Source organism: Rhodococcus sp. IEGM 27 (genome assembly GCF_033142305.1).
In the GTDB taxonomy this organism is placed as follows: domain Bacteria; phylum Actinomycetota; class Actinomycetes; order Mycobacteriales; family Mycobacteriaceae; genus Rhodococcus_F; species Rhodococcus_F oxybenzonivorans.
Genome location: NZ_JAWLSG010000016.1, coordinates 1 through 19128 on the forward strand (window position 1 = coordinate 1; position 19128 = coordinate 19128).

Annotated in this window: 9 protein-coding genes; 4 read left to right on the top strand and 5 right to left on the bottom strand. The window is 67.2% G+C overall.

Annotation, left to right across the window (positions count from 1 at the left end):
- Nucleotides 1-6: 6 nt before the first annotated feature.
- Nucleotides 7-6171, top strand: a complete 6165-nt coding sequence (locus R4P95_RS30540; RefSeq protein WP_317840523.1) for a non-ribosomal peptide synthetase — start codon at nucleotides 7-9, stop codon at nucleotides 6169-6171.
- Here R4P95_RS30540 and R4P95_RS30545 read toward each other — a convergent pair.
- The 3 genes from R4P95_RS30545 to R4P95_RS30555 form a co-directional block, all read right to left on the bottom strand.
- Nucleotides 6087-9098, bottom strand: a complete 3012-nt coding sequence (locus R4P95_RS30545) for a non-ribosomal peptide synthetase (protein ID WP_317747647.1) — start codon at nucleotides 9096-9098, stop codon at nucleotides 6087-6089. The genes R4P95_RS30540 and R4P95_RS30545 overlap by 85 nt on opposite strands.
- An 85-nt stretch (nucleotides 9099-9183) precedes the next feature.
- The gene (locus R4P95_RS30550; protein ID WP_317747646.1) at nucleotides 9184-10014 is read right to left on the bottom strand and encodes an SDR family oxidoreductase; all 831 of its coding nucleotides are present in this window, start codon (nucleotides 10012-10014) and stop codon (nucleotides 9184-9186) included.
- On the bottom strand, nucleotides 10011-10724 hold the full coding sequence (locus R4P95_RS30555; RefSeq protein WP_317747645.1) for a thioesterase II family protein: 714 nt from the start codon (nucleotides 10722-10724) through the stop codon (nucleotides 10011-10013). Before R4P95_RS30555 ends, R4P95_RS30550 begins: the two co-directional genes overlap by 4 nt.
- A 261-nt stretch (nucleotides 10725-10985) precedes the next feature.
- Here R4P95_RS30555 and R4P95_RS30560 point away from each other — a divergent pair, with 261 nt between their 5' ends.
- The 3 genes from R4P95_RS30560 to R4P95_RS30570 all read left to right on the top strand — a co-directional run bounded on the left by R4P95_RS30560 (nucleotide 10986) and on the right by R4P95_RS30570 (nucleotide 14848).
- Entirely contained in the window at nucleotides 10986-13289 is a 2304-nt protein-coding gene (locus R4P95_RS30560; protein ID WP_317747644.1) for a carbon starvation CstA family protein, read from the top strand.
- On the top strand, nucleotides 13279-13473 hold the full coding sequence (locus R4P95_RS30565) for a YbdD/YjiX family protein (RefSeq protein WP_317747643.1): 195 nt from the start codon (nucleotides 13279-13281) through the stop codon (nucleotides 13471-13473). The genes R4P95_RS30560 and R4P95_RS30565 overlap by 11 nt, the downstream gene beginning before the upstream one ends.
- Nucleotides 13474-13606: 133 nt before the next feature.
- Nucleotides 13607-14848 carry an AI-2E family transporter gene (locus R4P95_RS30570; RefSeq protein WP_213576973.1) on the top strand — a complete coding sequence of 414 codons (1242 nt, stop codon included), beginning with the start codon at nucleotides 13607-13609 and terminating at the stop codon, nucleotides 14846-14848.
- A gap of 7 nt (nucleotides 14849-14855) precedes the next feature.
- On the opposite strand, the gene R4P95_RS30575 is transcribed toward R4P95_RS30570, so the two are convergent.
- Nucleotides 14856-17837 carry an SMC family ATPase gene (locus tag R4P95_RS30575; protein WP_317747642.1) on the bottom strand — a complete coding sequence of 994 codons (2982 nt, stop codon included), beginning with the start codon at nucleotides 17835-17837 and terminating at the stop codon, nucleotides 14856-14858.
- On the bottom strand, nucleotides 17834-19018 hold the full coding sequence (locus R4P95_RS30580; protein ID WP_317747641.1) for an exonuclease SbcCD subunit D: 1185 nt from the start codon (nucleotides 19016-19018) through the stop codon (nucleotides 17834-17836). Before R4P95_RS30580 ends, R4P95_RS30575 begins: the two co-directional genes overlap by 4 nt.
- Nucleotides 19019-19128 lie beyond the last annotated feature (110 nt).

Sequence of the window (19128 nt, forward strand, 5' to 3'; positions counted from 1 at the left end):
CCCGACATCCACCGCGCCACCGGACCCGCCACCACCTTCGACACCCTCACCGTCTTCGAGTCCTACCCACTCGACACCGCCGCTCTCGACCCGCACGACAGCGACCTCGACATCACAGGTGTCCATACGATGGACACCACCCACTACCCTCTGGCGATCGCCGCCACCGCCGACACTCGCCTGCACCTGCGTGCCACCTACGACAGCGCCGCTTTCGACACCGCAGCGGTCGACACCCTGCTCGAGCGGGTGATCACCGTTCTCGTCGCCATGGCCGACACACCGGCTCTTCCGCTGTCCCGCCTGAGCGTCCTCACCCCCGAAGAGTCGGCAACGCTGGTGCCCGCCCGCGGTGAGGCCACCGAGCGGCCCCGCACCCTCGCCCACCTCATCACGGAAGCCGCTGCCCGTCATGGCAATTCCACCGCGGTGGTCGACGGCGACGTCCAGGTGACCTATCACGAACTCGATGAACGCTCCACCCAGCTCGCCCGCTTGCTCGTCGACCGGGGGGCCGGTCCGGAAACCGTTGTCGCGGTGGCGGTGCCGCGGTCAGTAGAGTCTGTGGTCGCCGTGTGGTCGGTAGTGAAGACCGGCGCCGCTTTCCTTCCCGTGGACCCCACCTACCCCCGCGCCCGCATCGACCACATGGTGTCCGACTCCGGTGTCACACTCGGCCTGACCGTCTCCGAGCACCTCGAAGCACTGCCCGGCACCGTTGCATGGACAAGTGTCGACGACGTACGCACGGACGGCGGCGCGCCTGCCACCGGTTCCGGCGTCGACCTGTCAGGTCCGGGCGTCGACACCCCGGCCTACCTCATTTACACCTCCGGGTCGACCGGTATCCCGAAAGGTGTCGTGCTCAGCCATCGTGGGATCTACGCGCTGGCAGACGAATTGCGCGAGCGCGCCGACGTGACGTCGCGATCGCGCGTCATGCACTTCTCGTCCCCGAGCTTCGACGCATCGATCCTCGAGTACCTGCTGACCTGGTCGGCGGGAGCCACGATGGTTCTGGTCCCCCCCACCGTGTACGGCGGCGAGGAGCTGAAGCGGCGGATGCTCGACGGCGGCGTGACCCATGCCTTCCTCACTCCCACCGCCCTGGCGTCGCTCGATCCGGCCGGATTCGACGGGCTCGAATGCATCCTTACCGGTGGCGAGGAATGCCCGACGGAGCTGGTCGCTCGCTGGGCGCCGAAACACCGCATGCTCAATGCGTACGGCCCGACCGAGGCGACGGTGGCCACCAACCTCACCCACGACCTGGTCCCGGGGGAGACGGTCCCGATCGGCGGCCCTGTTCGCGGCGTCACCGAGCTCGTGCTCGACACCCGGCTGCAACCGGTCCCGGTGGGCGCGCCCGGCGAGCTCTATGTTGCCGGCGGCGGGCTGGCACGTGGCTACTACGGGCGCCGCGGCCTCACCGCGACCCGGTTCGTGGCACACCCCTACGGCGGCGCGGGTGAGCGGCTGTACCGTACCGGTGACATCGTCCGGTGGCGCGACCACGGTCATACGCTGGAGTATCTGGGCCGCAGCGATTTCCAGGTGAAGGTCCGCGGTTTCCGCATCGAACTGGGTGAGATCGATGCGGTGCTGACCCGCCATCCCGCCGTCGCCTTCGCAGCCACGCTCGCTGACCAGTCGGCTTCGGGTGACACAGCCCTCACCGCCTACGTACTGCCCGCCGCCGATCAGGATTTCGAGGCACGGAGCCTCGTCGCGTTCCTTGCTCAGCGACTGCCCTCGCACATGGTTCCCGCAGCGATAGTGCCGATTGCCGAGATACCGCGCACCCCGACCGGCAAACTCGACCGCGACGCACTGCGGGCCTTGCGCGGTACTTCCGGACGGGACGGGCGTGACGGTACCGGGCGGACAGCCCCCACCACTCCGCTCGAAGACACGCTCACCCGGCTGCTCGCTGCGGTACTCGAGATGCCCAGTCTCGGGGTCGACGACAGCTTCTTCGAGTACGGCGGTAACTCCCTCAGTGCCACCCGGGCGGTGGCCCGCATCAACACGGTGCTGCACACCGACATCGGCGTCCGCGCACTGTTCGACGCCCCCACCCCTCGCGCGCTCGCCCGGGTGGTGGCCTCGGCGGAGAGCGGCACCACCGCCCGGCCTGCGCTGACTGCGGGTCCGCGGCCGCGGTGGATCCCCCTCTCCCCCGCCCAGAAACGCATGTGGTTCCTCAACCAATACGACACCACCTCACCCGCCTACAACATCCCCCTCACCCTCCACCTCACCGGACACCTCGACACCACCGCACTCGAACACGCCCTCACCGACCTCACCACCCGCCACGAAACCCTCCGCACCACCTACCCCCTCCACCACGGCCAACCCACCCAACACATCCACCCACCCACACCCCACCACCTCCCCACCACAACCACCACCGAATCCCAACTCCCCCAACACATCACCACCGACACCACCACCGGATTCGACGTCACCACCGACACCCCACTGCGCACCCACCTCTACCAACTCACCCCCCACCACCACATCCTCACCCTCGTCCTGCACCACATCAGCGCCGACGGCCACTCCCTCACCCCACTCCTCCGCGACCTCGTCACCGCCTACACCGCCCACACCCACCACCACACCCCCCACCTCACCCCCCTCACCATCCACTACGCCGACTACACCCTCTGGCAACACCAACTCCTCGGCACCACCGACGACCCCCACAGCCTCATCACCACCCAACTCCACTACTGGAAAAACACCCTCCACGCACTCCCCGACCTCCTCCCCCTCCCCACCGACCACCCACGACCACCACAACGCACCCTCCGCGGGGATCGCCTCGGGTTCCGCATCGATCCCGAACTGCATTCACAGCTGCGTTCGACGGCCCGCGCGAGCAATTCGACGCTCTTCATGACGTTGCACGCCGCCTTCGCCGCCCTGCTTGCCCGATCGACCGGCACCGAGGACATCGTCATCGGTACACCGATCGCGGGCCGCACCGAACCCGCCCTCGACGACCTTGTCGGGATGTTCGTCAATACGCTGGTACTGCGTACTCGGGTGACGGCCGCCGCATCGTTCGCCGAACTCCTCGCCGACGCCCGGGAAGTCGACCTCGGCGCCTTCATCCACGCCGATCTGCCGTTCGAGCAACTGGTCGAGGCCCTGGCTCCCGTCCGCTCCACCGCGCATTCCCCGCTGTTCCAGGTGTCCCTCGAATTCGACAGCAGCGCACCGCACGACCTCGAAATTCCCGGTGTCACTGTCCATCCCGCAGAGAGCACACCGGCGACGGCGAAGGTGGATCTCGAGTTGGTGGTCACCGAGGAACTCGACAGCGCGGGGGAGCCGGCGGGGATCACCGCCGGATTCACCTACGCCACGGACCTGTTCGAGCCGGCGACGATCCGGAATCTCGCGAACCGGTTCCTCCGTGTCCTCGAACAGATCGTCGCCGAACCTGCGGTCGTGGTCGGCGACATCCGACTCGGTGACGAGCAAGCACCCACCGCAGGACCGCGCGGGTGCACTCCTCAACTGTGGCCCGAGATCCTCTCCTCCGCCGCGCGGGCCCGTGGAGACGACGTGGCCGTGTCCTGCGCAGGCCGCCACCTCACCTACCGGGAACTCGACGAACAGTCGAACAGACTGGCGCGGTGGCTGGTGCATCGCGGAGCCGGGCCGGAAAGCTCTGTGATATCGGCCCTTCCGCGCTCGATCGAATCCGTGGTCGCTCTGTGGTCGGTGGCGAAGTCCGGGGCCGCCCTGGTGCCCGTCGACCCCACCTATCCCCCTGCGCGCATCTCCCACATGCTCGACGACTGCGGGGCGCGGCTCGGCATCACAGTGTCGGAGTTCCGGGCAAAGCTCCCCGATGAACTGTCGTGGCTGGTTCTCGACGAACCCGGATTCGACGACCGTCTGCGAGGTTTCCCGGCTGCCGCCGTGACCGACGCCGACCGCGCGGCGACGCTCCGCCTCGACCACCCCGCATATCTCATCTACACCTCCGGATCGACGGGCATCCCGAAGGGCGTCGTGCTCACCCACCGCGGTCTGGCCGATCTCGCCGAACAGGAACGGGCGCGGCTGAAGGTGACCGCCGAAGCGCGGGTGTCGCACCTGGCGTCCCCGAGCTTCGATGCGTCGATCTTCGAGATGATGATGGCGTTCTGCGCCGGTGCCCGCGTCATCATCGCGCCCCCGATGACCTACGGCGGGCCTGCGCTGGCCGAATTCTTCGTTCGGGAAGGGGTCACCCACGCCTTCATCACACCCACCGCGCTGGCCACCCTCGAACCCGGCGGACTCGGCACGGTGCGGGTCCTCACCGTCGCGGGCGAGTCGTGCCCCTCGGCCCTCGTCTCCCGCTGGGCCTCCGGCCGTCGGATGGTCAATGCGTACGGTCCCACCGAAACGACCATCATGTCGCACATGAGTGAGCCGTTGACTCCGGGCGACCCCGTCACCATCGGCCTGCCGACCCGCGGATTTGTTGCTGCTGTGCTGGACGACCGACTCCACCCCGTCCCTGCGGGCACTCCTGGCGAACTGTACCTCGCCGGTCCAGGACTCGCCCGTGGATACAACGCCCGGCCCGCGACGACGGCGCACCACTTCGTGGCCTGTCCCTTCACAGAAACCGGTGGCCGGATGTACCGCACCGGCGACCTGGTGCGTGCACATTCCGACGGCACGCTGGAGCATCTGGGACGCACCGACTTCCAGATCAAGGTCCGAGGCTTCCGGATCGAACCGGGCGAGATCGACACCGCGCTCAGCACTCACCCCGACGTCTCCTTCGCTGCAACTGTCAGCAGACCGGGTCCGGGCGGCACCCCCGTCGTCGTCACCTACATACAGTCCGATACCGGATCGGACGATCCGGAGGCACTGACCTCATACCTGTCCACACTGCTGCCCGCGCACATGATTCCCGCCGCCATCGTTTCGCTCGACCACATTCCGCTCACACCCGCCGGGAAACTGGATCGAAGCGCGCTGCCGGAGCCGGCGTTCCGTCCGGAATCCATCCGGTCCCGCAGTCCTCGAACCGCCACCGAACGCGTCGTTCTCGACGCTTTCGTGGAGGCACTCGCACCGGACAGCGGTGACACCGACGCCGGACGGATCGGTGTGGACGACAACTTCTTTGCTCTGGGCGGCACCTCGTTGACCGCGATCGGCGTGGTCACCTCCTTGGAGAAGCGGCTAGGACGCACGGTGCCTCTGCAGGCGTTGTTCCTCGATCCGACGACGGCAGGGCTGGCCGCGCGGCTCGATGCAGAATCGGAGGCTATCGGCGAGGCCGACACCGTCGACGCGGCACTACGTGTGCTCGTTCCGCTCCGACCGAGCGGATCTCTGCCACCTCTGTTCTGTGTGCATGCCGGGATCGGGCTGGCCTGGGCATACACCTCTCTCGTGCGCCACCTCTCGCCGGACCGTCCCGTATACGGGTTGCAATTGCCCGCCATCAGCGGCGGATCCGAATACGAGTCGATCGACGAATTGGCCCGGCGGTACATCGACGAGATCAAGGCAGTTCAACCGGAGGGCCCCTACCATCTCCTCGGCTGGTCGCTCGGTGGGACAATCGCTCACGCCATGGCCACCGCACTGCACACCGGCGGTGACGAGGTCGCGGCGCTGGTTCTGCTGGACAGCTATCCGGGCAATCCGGACGAGGAACACGCCGCGGCACTGCCGATCCCGGAGTTGCTCGCGGGACTCGGCGTCGACGCCGGCACACGATCACAGGAAGAGGAACTGACGTACGACGAGGCCGCACTCCTGATACAGCGCGCATACGGATCGGCGGTGGCCGGGCTCACCGCCGAACATCTTCGGCGAATCAATGAGGGATACGCCAACTCCACCCGCATGCTGGGCCGGTTCGCGCCCGCATCATTCTCCGGGGATCTGCTGTTCTTCACCGCGAGCGGCACCACACAGAACGGCGCTGCCGTACGCGCCGTCGATGCCTGGCGAACCGCGGTTGACGGCACCATCCACGAGCATGCGGTCGCGTGTAGTCACAACGACATGATGCAACCGGAACCTGCCCGAGAAATCGGGGCCGTCGTCGAACGCTATTTGTCCACCGAGTTCACCGGGTCCGCCGAGTTCACCGGGTCCGCCGGGTCCGCCGGGTCCGCCGGGTCCGCCGAAGGATAGAGTCTGTCCAGCGTCTGGCAGATTCCCCGGATACTCGGCCGAAGATACAGTTCACGCATCGGCAGTACCGGTAGGCCGAGTCTGCGCATCATGCTGTCGGCCTTGATGGCGCACAACGAGTTTCCGCCGAGCTCGAACAGGTTGTCGTCGGCGCCGACGGGAACGCCGAGGACGGACTCCCAGATGTCGGTGAGAGTGGTAGCCAGATCGTTCGTCGATGTCACCTCCGGTGCCCGGGTGGGCGGCGGCGGGAAAAGCCTATCGGGCACCGGAAGTCGGGCAGTGTCCAATTTGCCGTTGATCGTGAGAGGAAGCGCGTCGACGATGGTGATGGTGCGCGGCAGCATGTACTCGGGCAGGAACGTGGCAGCGCGTTGACGTATCGACGCCGGTGTCCCGCCGCGCGCGACCACGTATGCATCGATGCCCGGTCCTGCCGGATCGTCGTCGGCGTCCGTGGCCACCACTGCCGCAGCCGTGACCTGAGGGTCGTCGAGCAGCACACCCCGCACCTCACCGAGTTCCACCCGAAATCCACGAATCTGCACCTGAGTATCCAGCCGGCCCAGGTGCTCGAGAGTGCCGTCGCCGTGAAGGCGTCCCCGGTCGCCCGTGCGGTAGAGCCTTTCGCCGTTTCGCCAGCACACGAACCGTTGCTCGGTCAGCTCGGGCCGGTTGAGGTACCCGAGCGCGACGCCCGCTCCACCGACATAGATTTCACCGGTCACACCTGTGGGCACGGGACGGCCACGATCGTCGAGAAGGCGCACGGACCACCCCGGCAACGGCCTGCCCACCATCTTCGAATTCGACAACGCGTCTCGCCGCGTCACGGTGTGGGCGGTGACGTGCACGGTGGTCTCGGTGGTGCCGTACATGTTGACCAATCGGCATGCCGACTCCGGGTAGCGGTCCATCCACGACACGAGCATGCGCGTGTCGAGCGACTCCCCACCGAAGACGACCAACCGGAGGCGGTTCAAGCTCGGCAGTTCACGGTCGGCCACCATGAGTTGCCCGAAGGCGGAGGGTGTTTGGCTCAGCACGCTCACGCCTTCCTCCTCGAGGAGGGTGTGGAATTCGACGGGTGAGCGGGATATCCAGTACGGCACGATGACCAGCCGGGCGCCTGTGAGCAACGCACCCCAGATCTCCCATACCGAGAAGTCGAACGCCGAAGAATGGAACATCGACCAGGTGTCATCGGGCGCGAGAGCGAATTCTGTGTCGATGGCGGCGAGGAGAGCGAGCACATTGCGGTGGGGAATGAGCACACCCTTGGGACGGCCCGTCGACCCGGATGTGTAGATCACGTACGCCACAGCGGCGGCGTCGCCCACACCGGCCTCCGGCCCGGGTGAGCGGGCCCCGTCGGGGTAAGCAGCACTCGCCGCGGCCTCGAGATCCTGCGGAGACACCGCGCGTATTCCGTCACCCCAGCTGATGTCCGGCCGGTCGGTGACGACCAGGCGAATCCCGGCGTCACCGGCGGTGTACTCGAGGCGGTCCGGTGGGTGCCGGAAGTCCATGGGCACAAACGCCGCACCCACCTGGAGAATCGCCAGCATCGTGACGATGAGCTCGATGGATCGGTCCAGGCACACTCCGACACGATCACCGGGCGAGGCACCACATTCCCGGAGTCCGACTGCGGCCCAGCGTGATTGCTCGTCCAATTCGCCGTAGGTGAGTGTACGGCGGCCCTGCACCAGCGCGACCGAGTACGGCCTCTCACGGGCCCGCTGCCGGAACACGGTGTCGATCCGCTGCGACCGGTCCGGCACGCCATTCGGTGTTTCGGCCACCCCGAGGTGATCCTCTTCGGACACGAACACGTCGTCATGCTCGGAGCCCGAACCTTCGACGCCGAGCCGGCGGAACATCTCGACCACGTGATGTGCGAATTGCCGTGCCGCCTGCTCGTTCACCACATACGGTTGTGCATGCACCTGCAGCGATGCGTCCCCCGACTTTTCGACGACCACGGCGAGAGTGAGCGGAAACGGTGGGGTCTGGCAGGGCAGCCATCGTCGCTCCGAGCCAGGGTATCCGCAGGCGCCGCCCAGGACGCCGACCGGAACACTGCCGGCGCTCTCCCGGGCAGGGTCCGAAGAGTCGGCACTGGGTTCGGTGCCGTCATCCGCCGCCATCGGTGGTTGCGAAACATGTTCAGGTGCGGAACCTTCGGCACAGTCGACCGACAACACACCGAATTCGTGCTGTCCTCGCAACACATCCACGGGTCTGTCGGGAACCGGCGACCACAGACCGACTCGCACCGTGTCGAGGTCTTCGTAGCGCCCCAGGACCCTCCCGGCCGCGAGTGCGACACGGGCCGCGAGCTCACACTGTTGCCGGCCCAGCGATACCTCGACCAGCGGGGGGTGTGGAATCGGTTCCCGACCTGCCATCCAGGCGAACCGGGTGCGTCCCCCCGGGATCGTGGTCGGCGGTGGCAGCAGGGCACGCCCGTCGGGGCGCCGCCGCACAGGTTCCGCGGTGAGGGAGTCGGGATCGCGGTTGCCCAGAAGGACATCCACCACCGTGCTCAGCGACGGTGAATCCAGGTCCCGGCGATCCGCAGTGACGACGAGATCGGCCGCGCCGTCCGAGTACCGCAGCAGCACAGCCCGCATCACCGGCCCGTCGATACTCATCGGCCTGCGTAGTTCGGCATCGAGTTGTCGTCGTGCCACCGAGTCGGTGGAAGCAGCGTCGACGCGTTCGATCCACAGCCGCGGATGCGGCACTTCGTTGCCCCACCACCGGTTACTCGCCGCCTCGAGAGTGCGTGCGAGGGTATCGCCGTTCCACCGCTCTCGATTCAAGCCTTCGTCGGCCGAGGAGCCCAGGGAAATGCGCACCGACAGTGCATGGCCGTACGCCGTGCGCGCCAGCCCAGCCCGACCCCAATGGGATTGGTGCATGGGTCGATTCTACCGAAGAAACGTTCCGAGGCGCCTGCCGAGAAGCGCCCGGGCGCACCGCGGACCTGCCCCTGGATGTTCCGCGTCACCGCGCCGAGAAGCCGCCGTCGACCGTGACGACCGATCCGGTGACCCGCAGTGATTCGTCGGACGCGAGCCACCGGGCAGCCGCAGCAACATCCTCCGGATCGATGAGTGCATTGTTCGGTTGGGACTGCACGAACACCGACTCGTGCTCCTCCACTCGAATGCCGAGCGATCGAGCGATCTCGGCGAGCATCCGGCCTTCGAAGGCGGGACTGTCGCGGACCGATCCGGGGCACAGCGCATTCACGCGGACACCACTGGGCGCATAGTCCAAGGCGGCGGCCTTTGTCAGGCCGACCAATCCGTGTTTGGCGGCAACGTAACCGGCGAAGCGTCTGTACCCGACGATGCCCGCCGTGGAACTGATGTTGATGATGCTGCCGCTGCGCTGCGCCACCATGATCCGGCCCGTGGCGGCGATCGCCCGCCACGCCCCCGAGAGGTCGACGTCGATCATCAATTGCCATTCGTCCTCGTCGATCTCGTGGACGAGCGTTCCCGACGGTGCCGCGATTCCCGCGTTGTTGACCAATACGTCGACGTGGCCGAAACGTTCGTGTGCCGCGTCGACGGCAGCGTCGATCTCGCTGCGCACCCGCACGTCCACCGCGCGCGTCAGCACCGCAACTCCGTGTCCGCGGCACAGGTCGGCGGTGTACTCGAGCTGGCTCGTGGAGCCCAGTGGGTAGGGAACACCCGGAATGTCCCCGCACACGTCGAGCAGCATGACGTCCGCCCCGCCCGCAGCGAAGTCGATCGCACAGGCGCGTCCGATGCCCCGCGCGGCACCGGTGACGACGGCGGTCTTACCTTCCAGAGAGGGGCTCATCGCGGTTCGGTGACCGAGAGGCGGGACGCGACGAGTCGTAGGAGTGCATGGGGATGGTCGGTGAGGTACATGTGACCACCGTCGAGTTCCACGACCGTGCTCTCGCCGGTGGTGACCTCTTTCCACTGCGCTGCCTGTTCGGCGCTGACGAGATGATCCTCGCGTCCACGAAGCGCGGTGACCGGGATGTCCAGCAGCGGATGCGGCGGCGGCCGGTAGTTCTCGTGCATCTCGACGTCGGCGCGGAGGACCGGAAGGAGAAGTTCCCGCAGTTCGGGATTCTCCAACGCCGGGTGCGAGTAACCGGCGAGTTCGTGCACCTGCGCGAGGAAACCCTCGTCATCCAGCAGCGACGCACGTATCTCCCGGACCGTCGCCGGACCGGGCGACCCGCTCACGAACAGATGGGTGAGCGGCACACCGCCTTGACCGGCGAGTCGATGGGCGAGCTCATAGGCAAGGATCGCGCCCAGGCTGTGGCCGAAGATCGCGACCCGCTCCGCACCTTGCCCGATCGGCAGCACCCGGGGCAGCAGGTCGTCGACCGCCTCCGCGACCTCGGTGAGAGGAGGGTCCACGAACCGCTCCTCGCGCCCGGGCAATTGCAACGGCGCGACCTCCAGTCCTCGCGGAGCGAAACTCCGCCACCCTCGGAAGAACGACGCACCGGAACCGGCATACGGCAGGCATACGAGCACGGTCTCACTCATCGCGCGTCTCCGTTCGACGAAGCTCCTCGGGTCCGGCAGTTCCGGCGCTCCGCCGCGCGGATGCGGGCGAGCCGTCGAAGTGCCGGGCTCTTCCTTCAGCCTGCCCGGGTTCGCGCTCAGATAAACGGGCGACATTTCCCGGGTCGGCTCACACTGACAATGTGGGGGCAATAGGGTGACGGAGGCCATAACACCGGAAGCCGCGCCCACACCGTTCCCCTGCCACACAATGACGGCGGGAACGCTGGAAAGGAGATCGAGATGGCTCTGAAAGCCGCCCCCGAACCCGAGGTCGAATATCTGAGGACGGACCCCGATCTGCCACCGGTGGGAGTCGTGGACCGCACCCCGATTTCCCCGACGGCACGGATCGTCTTCATCGTCCTGGGCATTCTCGGCGGCATCGCGTGGGCGATGATCGCGTTCGTCCGCGGCGAGAACATCAGTGCCGTGTGGTTCGTGGTCGCTGCCGTCTGCACCTACCTCATCGCCTACCGTTTCTATGCGCGGCTGATCGAGAGCAGGATCGTCAAACCCCGTGACGACCTGGCGACACCGGCCGAGATTCTGGAGAACGGCAAGGATTACATGCCGACGGATCGGCGGGTGCTCTTCGGGCACCACTTCGCCGCCATCGCCGGTGCGGGACCACTCGTCGGCCCAGTACTCGCCGCGCAGATGGGCTACCTACCCGGCACCCTCTGGATCATCATCGGTGTCGTCTTCGCCGGCGCCGTGCAGGACTTCCTCGTCCTGTGGATTTCGACGAAACGGCGCGGGCGAAGCCTCGGACAGATGGCACGGGACGAACTCGGACTGGTCGGTGGTGTCGCCGCCATGATCGGCGTGTTCGTCATCATGATCATTCTCATCGCCGTCCTGGCCCTGGTGGTCGTCAACGCGCTCGCCGAAAGCCCCTGGGGTGTCTTCTCCATCGCGATGACGATCCCGATCGCTCTCTTCATGGGCGTCTACCTGCGATACCTCCGACCCGGCAAGGTGGCGGAGGTTTCTCTCATCGGCGTGGTCCTCCTGCTCGCCGCCATCGTCGCCGGCGGCTGGGTCGCCGACACCTCCTGGGGCGCCGACTGGTTCACACTGTCCAAGGTCACCATCGCGTGGCTGATGATCGCCTACGGATTCGCGGCGTCGGTCCTGCCCGTGTGGCTTCTACTCGCACCGCGCGACTACCTGTCGACGTTCATGAAGATCGGCACGATCGTTCTTCTGGCAGTCGGAATCCTCGTCGCCCGGCCCACCATCAAGATGCCGGACGTCACCACCTTCGCGATCCAGGGAAACGGCCCCGCGTTCGCCGGATCGCTCTTCCCGTTCCTGTTCATCACGATCGCGTGCGGCGCGCTGTCCGGCTTCCATGCGCTCATCGCGTCCGGCACCACCCCGAAGTTGCTGGAGAAGGAGAAGCAGACCCGCCTCATCGGCTACGGCGGCATGCTCACCGAGTCGTTCGTCGCCATCATGGCGCTCGTCACCGCCTGCATCATCGATCAGCACCTGTACTTCGCCCTCAACGCCCCGTCCACCCTGACCGGTGGAACTCCGGAGACCGCAGCGGATTACGTGAACGGGCTCGGACTGACCAGTCCCGACATCTCCCCCGGCACCCTGTCGGAAGCCGCCGAGAACGTCGGTGAGGAATCGATCATCTCGCGCACCGGCGGTGCACCCACACTTGCCTTCGGCATGTCAGAGGTGCTCAGCCAATTCCTCGGGGGTACTGCACTCAAATCGTTCTGGTACCACTTCGCGATCATGTTCGAAGCGCTGTTCATTCTCACCACGGTGGACGCCGGTACGCGTGTCGCCCGCTTCATGCTCTCCGATTCCCTCGGCAACTTCGGGGGACCGGCCCGCAAGTTCAAGGATCCGTCGTGGCGCGTCGGCGCCTGGGTGTGCTCACTGGCTGTCGTCGGACTCTGGGGTGCCATCCTGCTCATGGGAGTCACCGACCCGCTCGGCGGCATCAACACACTCTTCCCGCTGTTCGGAATCGCCAACCAGCTCCTCGCTGCCATCGCCCTGACCGTGGTCCTCGCCGTCGTCATGAAGAAGGGCCTCTTCAAGTGGGCGTGGATTCCCGGGGTGCCGCTCGTCTGGGACCTGATCGTCACGATGACGGCGTCGTGGCAGAAGATCTTCTCGGGCAACACCTCCATCGGCTACTGGTCCCAGCACGCCGCTTTCAAGGACGCCAAGGAAGCCGGTAAGACGAGCTTCGGTTCGGCGAAGACACCGGACGCCATCGACGCGGTCATCCGCAACACTTTCATCCAGGGAACACTGTCCATCGTCTTCGCCGGACTGGTCCTGGTCGTGGTGGCTGCCGGACTGCTCGTGTGCATCAAGGCGTTCCGGGCGGGCGGTCTACCCACCACCGAATCGCCCGAGCAGCAGTCCAAGATTTTCGCACCCGCCGGTTTCGTGCCGACCACCGCGGAGAAGGGGCTCGAGAAGGAATGGAACGACCTGATCGCCGAGGGCGTCGTGCGCGCGCCCGGTGCGGCCCACACCATTACCGGAAAGGCGCATCACCATGACGAATAGGGTTGTCCGAGCTCTCCGGACGGCCTGGTGGTGGACGGGCTCGTTGATGGGTGATCACGACTATTCCCGGTATGTCGACCACCTCCGCCGATGTCATCCCGGTGCAGCCGTTCCGAGCGAACGCGAGTACTGGCGCGCCCGGTACGCCGACGCCGACGCGAATCCTGGTGCCCGCTGCTGCTGACCGCACACGGCGGCGCTGTCAGTACGATCGGCTGGACGGACAGTCGGCACACGCGGTCAGTGCCGTCACCGGTCCGCCCTCGCGGACCGGGGCGATACGGCGGATATGTCTGCGAGACGAGGGAGGACCAACTGTGGCGGAGCAGGAAGCCCCGGCAGCGCCCGGGCAGGAGATCACCAAACCCGATCGCGGGCATCTCATCGGGCTCGGCGGTATGTGGTTGGCCAAGTGGTCGCTCGTTCTCGTTGCGATCGCGCTCGGAGCGTTGCTGTTCGGGTGGATCATCGAGAAGCTCTGGGTGATCGTCCTCCCAGTGCTCCTCGCGATCGTCGTGTGCACCGTGCTGTGGCCGCCGACGCGGGCAATGACCAAACGAAGCATTCCCCCCGCGGCCGCCGCCGCGACCACACTCGTCCTGTTCATCGCGGTGCTCGCGGGCGTCATCGCCGGCATCGTGCCCTCGGTGGTCAGCCAGGCTCCTGAGCTGGCCAACAAGGCCACCGAGGGCATCAACCAGGTGCAGGACTGGTTGCAGGGTCCGCCGATCAACCTCAAGGACGACCAGATCGACGAGGGTATCCACACCATCATCGCGAAGGTCCAGGAAAGTGGAACGGTCATCGCGTCCGGCGTCTTCACCGGCGTCAGCACCGCGAGCTCACTGCTCCTCACCCTCGGCCTGGTGCTGGTTCTGTCGTTCTTCTTCATCAAGGACGGACCGCGCTTCATCCCCTGGCTCCACTCGGTGAGCGGCGGCCGCGCCGGCCGACACCTCGAAGTCGTGCTCGGCCGGATGTGGGACACCCTCGGCGGATTCATCCGAACGCAGGCGCTGGTGAGCCTCATCGACGCGGTGTTCATCGGCGCCGGACTGCTCATCCTCGGGGTGCCCCTCGCGCCGGTCCTCGCGATCCTGACCTTCATCGGTGGCTTCATCCCGATCGTCGGTGCCTTCGTCGCCGGGGCCCTCGCCGTCCTCGTCGCCTTGGTGGCCAACGGGCTCACCACCGCAGTGATCGTGCTGATCATCATCCTGGTGGTCCAGCAGATCGAAGGCAACGTGCTCCAACCGGTCCTGCAGAGCAAGAGCATGAAACTGCACGCGGTCGTGGTGCTGCTCGCCGTCACCGCGGGCGCGTCGGTATTCGGCATCGTCGGCGCCTTCCTCGCGGTGCCTACCGCCGCCGTGGCCGCCGTCGTGGTGCGCTACATCGGCGAACAGATCGACGAGAAGAGTGCCGAGGCCAATATCCCCGACGACGTCGCCGCCGACGAGGACATCGACGATGCCGAGCGGGAGGGCGTGACGATCGACGAGGCTGCCGTGGCTCCGAAAGGTATCGCTCCCAAAGCGATCACACCGCAGGCCGAGTGATCGGCGCTCAGCCCGCGATCACCTCGAGCGTCGAGCCGGTGCGTCCACGAACCACGTGGAGGCGACTGGGGATTCGCTGACGCATCTCGTCGACGTGGCTGACGATACCGACCACGCGACCACCGTCCCGTAGTTCGTCGAGCACGCCCATCACCGAGTCGAGCGTGTCGGCGTCGAGGGTGCCGAACCCTTCGTCGATGAACATGGTGTCGAGGACGACGCCGCCGGACTCCGCCGCGACCACGTCAGCGAGTCCGAGGGCCAGCGACAGCGAGGCAAGGAACGACTCGCCGCCGGACAGCGTCTTCGCCGACCGCACGACGCCGGTGTAGTCGTCGCGGATATCGAGTCCGAGGCCACCACGACGCCCACGCGGGCCGGCCTCGTCGGTGTGGACGAACGAGTAGCGGCCAGCGGACATCCGGCTCAACCGGGCGGACGCCGACACCGCGACTTCCTCGAGCCGGGCAGCAAGCACATAGGAGCGCAGCGACATCTTGCGTGAGTTCTGACCACGACCGGCGATCACCTCGGCGAGGGCGGCCAGTTCCTCGTGTTCCGCCTGCATCGGGGCGATGGCCGCGGCAGCTCTCTCGAGCTGGCCGACGAAACGCTCGAGGTCGAGTAGTCGTCGTTCGGCCTCCGACGCCACCGCCACCGCGACGTCGACCGCCTCCATTGCGGCGTCGTGTGCCTGCTGGACGGACCCCAGGTCGACCGGCGCTGCATCTGCGACCGCGGCGATCTCCGGTTCGTCGAGTATTCGGCGGGCACCGACCTCGGCATCACGGGCAGCGGTGAGTCGGGCGTCGATTTCGTCCTGTCGGGCAACGGGACGCACCGCCGCCACCGCGTCGCTCGTTCGGTCGAATCCCGCTTCGCGAGCGAGTAGTTCGGCCTTCGCGGCCAGTTCCTGGGCTGAAGACTCGGCGGCTGCTCCCTCGTCCCGGGCGTCGAGCAGTTCGGACGCGGCGTCCGCCAGCACCGCGATGCGGGCGCGGCGGGCCGCGGGACTCTCGTCCTCGCCTGCGGCCTCCCGCACCCGCGCCCGGATCTCCTCGAGCTGCGCGGCACCCGAGGTGATTTTCTCGGCGACGGTGGCAGCCTCGACCGCAAGGTCGTGCGAACGAGTGTGCAGTTGCGTCTCACGGTCGCGGAGCTCACCGAGATGGCGGGCCCGCGACGCGGCCTGCTCGCCGAGGTCGCTCGCATGGCGCAGTGCCGCCTCCGCGGAGGCGAGTTCGGCCCCGAGGTGGTCGGCGTCGCCGTCCCCGCAACGCTGGACCAGAACGTCGATTGTGCGGTCTGCCGTTGCCAGAGCCTCTGCCGCAGTGTTCACCTGCGCCGCGGCCTTCTGTTCCGCTGCGAGGGCCGCATCCTCATCTGCCTTGGTGACCGACAGTTCGGACTCCGCCGCGGGGTCGGGGTGCTCCACCGAACCGCACACCTGGCACGGTTTACCGTCCTCGAGCGTGCCCGCGAGTTCGGCGGCCATCCCCAGAATCCGGCGCTGCAGGAACGTCAGCCAGTGTTCGCGGGCATCCTGGTGTGTTCGCCGGGCGTCGAGCACGGCGCGCTCGAGTGCGTCGCGGCGGTCACGGCACTGCCGAAGCTCTGCGGCGGCCGCGGCGGCGTCGGCCGCGCGAGCACGAACATCCTCGAGCCCCGGTAACGACACACGAGCCTTCTCGGCCTCGTCGAGCGCACGCTCCGCGACCCGAATGGCGCCGGGCAGCTCCTCGCGTTCGCGGGCAAGCTCCGCGCGGGTGTCGGCCAGCCCGACTTCCCGGGCGCGCAGCCGGCCGAGTTCGACGTCGAGCCGGTCCCCCACTTCCGCCTCTGCAAGCACACCGTCGAGGCGGACGACATCGTCGCGCCACGACCGGATGCAGGTTCGAAGATGTTCACGCTCTTCACTGTTCGGCGGCCACGACAATTGCTCGACCACCTCGGCGCCACCTGCCGTCGAACACAGCCGGTCTGCGATGGCGGCAACCCGCCGCGCCGCGGTCGCCGCCTTGTCGCGGGCAGCGTCCGCTTCGCGGACGACGACGGCAACCGGCTCCGCCCGCCGCGCCGCGGCGACCTCGGCGGCGAGAACCGCCCGTTCCGAAGCTCCGGCCTCGTAGGCGGCGAGTTCGGCCTCTGCCCGGGTACGCCGGTTCTGGAGTTCGAGGATGCGGCGCGCCTGCGCCAGAGCATCTCGCGTCAGGGCCGCGTCCGACTTGACCTTCTCGAGCTCATCGACGGCAACATCGCGGGTGGCGCGCGCCTCTTCCTCCAGTTTGTGCGCCCACGTGACAGGATCGGCGTCCGCACCGCCCTCGATACCCGCTGCCGTCGCGACCTTGGCGATCAGCACGTCGATGGAACGCTGATGCTCGTCCAGGTCATGAGCGCTCGCTCGCCGCCTGTTCAGGAACCACTCCTCCACCGTCCCGAACCGCGTGGTGTCGAACAACCGCTCGAGGAGCTGTCCGCGTTCTTCGTTGTCGGCACGCAGAAATCGGGCGAACTCACCCTGCGGGAGAAGCACCACCTGGAAGAACTGGTCGGCACTCATCCCCATCAACCGGCCGATCTCCTCGGCGATGTCGGGGATTCGGGACAGGTGTTCTCCTCGCCCGTCCAGCCAGGTGAGAGTCGCTTTGGCGTTCTCCTTGATCGTTCCCGAACCGCGACGTTTCGGGCGTTCGAATTCGGGACTGCGGACCAGCCGGAGGCGGCGACCGGAAATGGTCACCTCGAGCGTCACCGTCGGCACGGAACCGGCCGGCGCATGGTCGGAGAGGAGCCGCTTCCCGTCCCTGCGCGCACCGGGAACCGTGCCGTACAGCGCGAAGGCCACCGCGTCGAGCACCGTGGTCTTGCCCGCACCGGTTTGCCCGTGCAACAGAAAGAGGCCGTCGGCGCCGAGTCGGTCGAAATCGACCTCGACCGAATTCGCGAACGGTCCGAACGCCTCGACTTCGAGTCGATGCAGTCTCATGCCGACTGTTCCAGCACCACGACCCCGGCCGTGTCCTCCCCGGCACGGTCGGCATGACCGAGCGCGGCCTCCACGAGGCGGACCTCGCGCGGGGACGGCTCGCCGCGCACATCGGTCAGGAAGCTGCGGGTGATCTGCACGTCGCTGCGCCCGTGTACCTTCTCGCGATACCGCAAATCCTCGGTGCCTGCCGGTCGCTGCCATTCCAGGTGGACGGCGAACGGAAATCGGGTCTGCAGAGAGCGCATGGCGTCGACGGGGCGCTGCGGATCGGTGAGGACCGCCGATACGTAGCACTCCTCCGCGTCCCCGAAATGCTCGCCTTCGAGTAATTCTTCCAGGGTGCCGGTGAGCTGTCGTAGCCCTCGGACCACGGGCAGATCCACCCGCTCGACACGGCGGAGCCCATCCGCGGCAAGGTCGATCAGGAAGACGGCCTTGCGGTGACTGCGTTCACCGAAAGAGTACGGCAGTGGCGACCCCGAGTACCGAATGTGCTCGGCCAGCGTCTGCGGTGAGTGCAGGTGGCCCAGCGCGACGTAGTCGACGTCGCCGAACGCCGACGCCGACACGGTCTCGACCCCACCGACCGAGATGGACCGCTCCGACCCTGTGGCCTCGGCCCCCACCACGAAGGCATGAGCCAGCACGACCGACCTCGTACCCGGTGCGTCGGCGGCCCTGGCGTCGAGGTCCGCGCGCACACGATCCATGGCCGCATCGAGAATGTCCGCGTGCGATCGGGCAGCGGGGACGCCGAGCTGAGTGCGGGTGATCTCCGGTTCCAGGTAGGGAATCCCGTAGAACGCGACGGGACCGTGCTCGTCGTCCAGCACGACGGGGGAGGTGATGCCGGCCACCGTGGTCATCAAGTGCAGACCGCCCGCCCGGGAGAAGGCGGCGCCCGCGCCCAGCCTCGCGGCGGAGTCGTGGTTGCCGGATGTCGCGATGATGACGGCACCGGCGTCGCGGATCTCTTCGAAGCCGCGGTTGCACACCGTGACGGCGTCCGCACTGGGAATCGAGCGGTCGTACACGTCGCCGGGAACCACCACGACGTCCACCGAATACTCGCGGACCAGTGCGGCGATCGAGTCGAGCACCCGGGACTGATCGGCGAGCAGATCCACTCCGTGGAACGTGCGTCCGATGTGCCAGTCCGACGTGTGCAGGATCCTCATGTCTCGGACGGTAGAGCACGGTGCCGACAAATCCCGAACACCCCCGCCGCGTGGCGGGAAACCGATCGGCGGCGCCCGGACAGAGGGCGACGTCGTGCCGCCGATTAGTG

Excerpts from the sequence above, each read along its gene's own strand:
- R4P95_RS30545 (WP_317747647.1), bottom strand. The coding sequence starts at position 9,098 with ATGCACCAATCCCATTGGGGTCGGGCTGGGCTGGCGCGCACGGCGTAC.
- R4P95_RS30550 (WP_317747646.1), bottom strand. The coding sequence starts at position 10,014 with ATGAGCCCCTCTCTGGAAGGTAAGACCGCCGTCGTCACCGGTGCCGCG.
- R4P95_RS30555 (WP_317747645.1), bottom strand. The coding sequence starts at position 10,724 with ATGAGTGAGACCGTGCTCGTATGCCTGCCGTATGCCGGTTCCGGTGCG.
- R4P95_RS30560 (WP_317747644.1), top strand. The coding sequence starts at position 10,986 with ATGGCTCTGAAAGCCGCCCCCGAACCCGAGGTCGAATATCTGAGGACG.
- R4P95_RS30565 (WP_317747643.1), top strand. The coding sequence starts at position 13,279 with ATGACGAATAGGGTTGTCCGAGCTCTCCGGACGGCCTGGTGGTGGACG.
- R4P95_RS30575 (WP_317747642.1), bottom strand. The coding sequence starts at position 17,837 with ATGAGACTGCATCGACTCGAAGTCGAGGCGTTCGGACCGTTCGCGAAT.
- R4P95_RS30580 (WP_317747641.1), bottom strand. The coding sequence starts at position 19,018 with ATGAGGATCCTGCACACGTCGGACTGGCACATCGGACGCACGTTCCAC.